This window comes from Chryseotalea sanaruensis, from assembly GCF_003990915.1.
Taxonomy (GTDB): domain Bacteria; phylum Bacteroidota; class Bacteroidia; order Cytophagales; family Cyclobacteriaceae; genus Chryseotalea; species Chryseotalea sanaruensis.
Window position 1 is genome coordinate 1 of the sequence record NZ_BHXQ01000018.1, and the last position, 3,193, is coordinate 3,193.

The 3,193-nt window shown below is 38.9% G+C and carries 3 protein-coding genes; 2 read left to right on the forward strand and 1 reads right to left on the reverse strand.

Features of this window, described 5'->3' with window-relative positions:
• Nucleotides 1–156 precede the first annotated feature (156 nt).
• Nucleotides 157–639: a hypothetical protein gene (locus SanaruYs_RS19915; RefSeq protein WP_127124378.1), complete on the forward strand. Its 483-nt coding sequence runs from the start codon at nucleotides 157–159 to the stop codon at nucleotides 637–639.
• 672 nt (nucleotides 640–1,311) lie between these two features.
• Here SanaruYs_RS19915 and SanaruYs_RS19920 read toward each other — a convergent pair.
• A complete protein-coding gene (locus SanaruYs_RS19920) occupies nucleotides 1,312–2,334 on the reverse strand; it encodes an IS110 family RNA-guided transposase (RefSeq protein WP_160118737.1) in 1,023 nt (340 codons plus the stop codon).
• Between the two features lie 311 nt (nucleotides 2,335–2,645).
• On the opposite strand from SanaruYs_RS19920, the gene SanaruYs_RS19925 reads away from it, so the two are divergent.
• Nucleotides 2,646–2,975: a hypothetical protein gene (locus SanaruYs_RS19925; RefSeq protein WP_148115051.1), complete on the forward strand. Its 330-nt coding sequence runs from the start codon at nucleotides 2,646–2,648 to the stop codon at nucleotides 2,973–2,975.
• Nucleotides 2,976–3,193 lie beyond the last annotated feature (218 nt).

The following is a 3,193-nucleotide window of genomic DNA, read 5'->3' on the forward strand; positions in this document are numbered from 1 at the left end:
GGCAACAAAATGTATAAAACATGGCTGGGGCTCAGTGTAAATTTGTAGTTTAGTTTTCAAATTACGTTTGGTCACGTGGGACAGGATAGCACTTCGAAAACCCAGCCACGTTTCATACATAAACGTTGTGCACAATTTGCTGGACAGAGTAGACTAATGAAACTAACAACAATTTCCCTTTTGACAATTATTAGTCTTTCATCTTGGGGACAAAATTTAACTGGAACGTATAATGCTTACTACGGACACAGTTTGGAGTTAAGGCCAGACTCCACATTTAGATATGAATGGAAATTTGATCTAGCAAGTTCATGGACAACTGGACAATGGAGAGTCTCCGGCAAGAAACTTTACCTGAATATCAAAAACGTATACGACACTCTGACAAGAGAAGGTAAACCTGACTCATTAGTATTATCTTCTGATGAAAAATCAAATAGAATTAAAGGCGAAGAACTTGTCGTTAACTTAATTAGTGGTGGCGGGCAAAATAGAAATGTAGATAGGATAACTGATCGACTTTCAATAAAAGGCAAAAGACTTTACCTGATGAGTAAAACAGGACAGGTTCTAAGAACGAAAGAATCAGGAATTTGGGACCGGAGGAAACGACCGACTTACTATTTCAGAGTAGAGTAACGCAAACTGTGCACAACAAAGCATATAAATCATGCCGGCAGAATTGTTAATTAATTATTAATTTGGACTGCCGGCACGCTTTATATGCAGACGTTGTGGGCAACCGACCAATACCAGTTGACTAGTAAAAATATGAAAGGACAATAGGATTATATGAATAACAACATAAAGAATTTAGCCCTTTCAATTTTCGTGATCATCTTTTATTGGATAACAATTGAGAACTTTAAGATTTCAGAAAAAAATCCGAGTGTAGCTATTGTGACACTATACAATTGTGTGATCTTATGGACTGTTACTGGTCTATTACTTTTTAGTATGTATTTCTTTAAAGCTTTGGATTTTAAAAATAAGTTTCGAAAAACAATGCTTTTACTTTTAACGCCACTTCCAACATTTCTTATACTACTTTGTATTGACTTAATAAGGAGAATTGATTAACGATTCTATTAATAATGACGAGGGGAATTTAAGCGAGTAATTGACGAGACATTGATTTAAGAAAATGAAGTTAGTCGGCAGCCCACAACAATAGCTACATGTCATGCCGCGTGACAGTTTGCCAATTACACACAAACTACTAACTTCGTTACTTAACGTTGGAATCATACGGGCTTCGATAAGCGGCACGCCATGTAGCCCAGCGATATCTATGATTAAAAAAAGTTATTTCTAACTATTTTTTAATTCTGGTGTGTAAGGTGTTCCACGATTCACAACAGCTACAATTCTGTGCAACAGTTTGTTTCGAACAGCATTGATCACCGACATTTTGTTTTTGCCTTCTTTCACCTTTCGTTCATAATATTCTTTAAGTTCCGGATTGTGATGTGCGCTACTAATGGCAGCCATATGTAGCACTTTCTTCAGGTCACCATTCGCAAATTTTGACACGCCTGTTCTTCCACGAATCGAGCTACCACTTTCATATACAAATGGAGCCACTCCGCTGTAGCATGCAAGCTTACGACCATCGGCAAGTCGATTAAAGCCATGCGTGTATACCAGCAACATGGCGGCTAGTACTTTGCCTACGCCTTTAATACTGAGCATCAAATCGTACTTCTGTTTCAAGCTTTCATCTTCGCTTATAAATTTCAAAATCTGGTCATCGACCTTTTCAAGGCTTTTCTCAAGGCCTCGCACAGCTTCACGGTTTGTTTGATCAATGAGTTTGCCGGTCGAAGAATCAAATTGCTTTAGCTCTTCTGTACTGGTACGAAGCATTTGTAGTGCAGTGAGTAACCGTTTACGGTTTGACTGAAGATCTTTCAGCTTTTCCAGTGTCAATGTGCTTATTTCAAGCACATTGGCTTTGTTTTGAAATACATGTGCATAGCGTGCAATCCGCTGCGCATCAATACGGTCTGACTTACCACGTAATAATCCCTGACTGCGTTTAATCTGAAGTGAGCTTTCCAACCAAATAGCTACTTCTCGACTTACCAGGTAATGCACCAGCAAACGTGTATACAAACCTGTGTGTTCCATGCAACACAACGTGGTAGCATCACACTCACATTGTTGCTGCTTGCACCACTGTTTCAATTGGCGGAAGCCTGATGCATTGTTGTTGAACTTGTTCTCAAAAATCTGTCCATCCAAACTGCGGATCAAACAGGTGTCAATACTTTGCTTGGAAACATCGATGCCGAGTATCCAGCTGTACGATTGGGTTTGTTCTGACTTTTCCATAACTTTCATTTAGTAATTAAAAAAGTGAGCTTCGGATCGAAACCTTTATAATAGGCCCTCACGCCTTGAATATCTATTTGATCCCTTCTCACAACATTAAAGAAGCAGTCGGACTGAATCGCTGGATAAGCCTCACAACTTGGTTGGCGGCATAGTGCTCCGGCTGCTTTTGTTTATAAAATTTAACGATTAATACCTTTACTTCAAATCATGGTTTGAATCTAAAGGTTAGCGGCAATGCTTAAAACCGACAGAGAATGACTTTAGACTTAACCGACATAATTCTACTATTGACTTCAGGACTTGCAGCCGTGACGACAATTGACGTACTGGGTTCAATATCATCAAGGAAGCTGAATTACAAGTATGTTTACCTGACACCTATTTCGTTTTTGGTCTATTTTTGGCTAGGCTATCGTGGACATTCTATTTCGACATTACCGTGGACACTCATCATCGTATGTTTGACGGGAATTTATGACGGGACAATCGGTTGGAAACTGTCAATTATTCTGAAAGCTAACTTTGCCGACAAAGAGGAATACACGAAAACTTTAAGTCTGACATCCAGGATTTCTGGTATGCTAGTAATGAGTGGCATCTTTGGACTTTTAGGCTTTGTGACAGCAGGATACATATGAACTGTGCGACCGCACTGCCGCTAACAATGTGTATGTGCAATTTAAATTTGATTAATTATTTTTTAAAGGAAATTTAAACTGCACATACACGAACGTTGCCAGCAATGCCGTTGGACAGATTAGACCATGGAAATAGTAACACGGACATTTGAGAAATTACTGACTTCAAAAACGATTGACGAGGTTGAATTGATTCTTGACGACTTGAAAGTTGATAT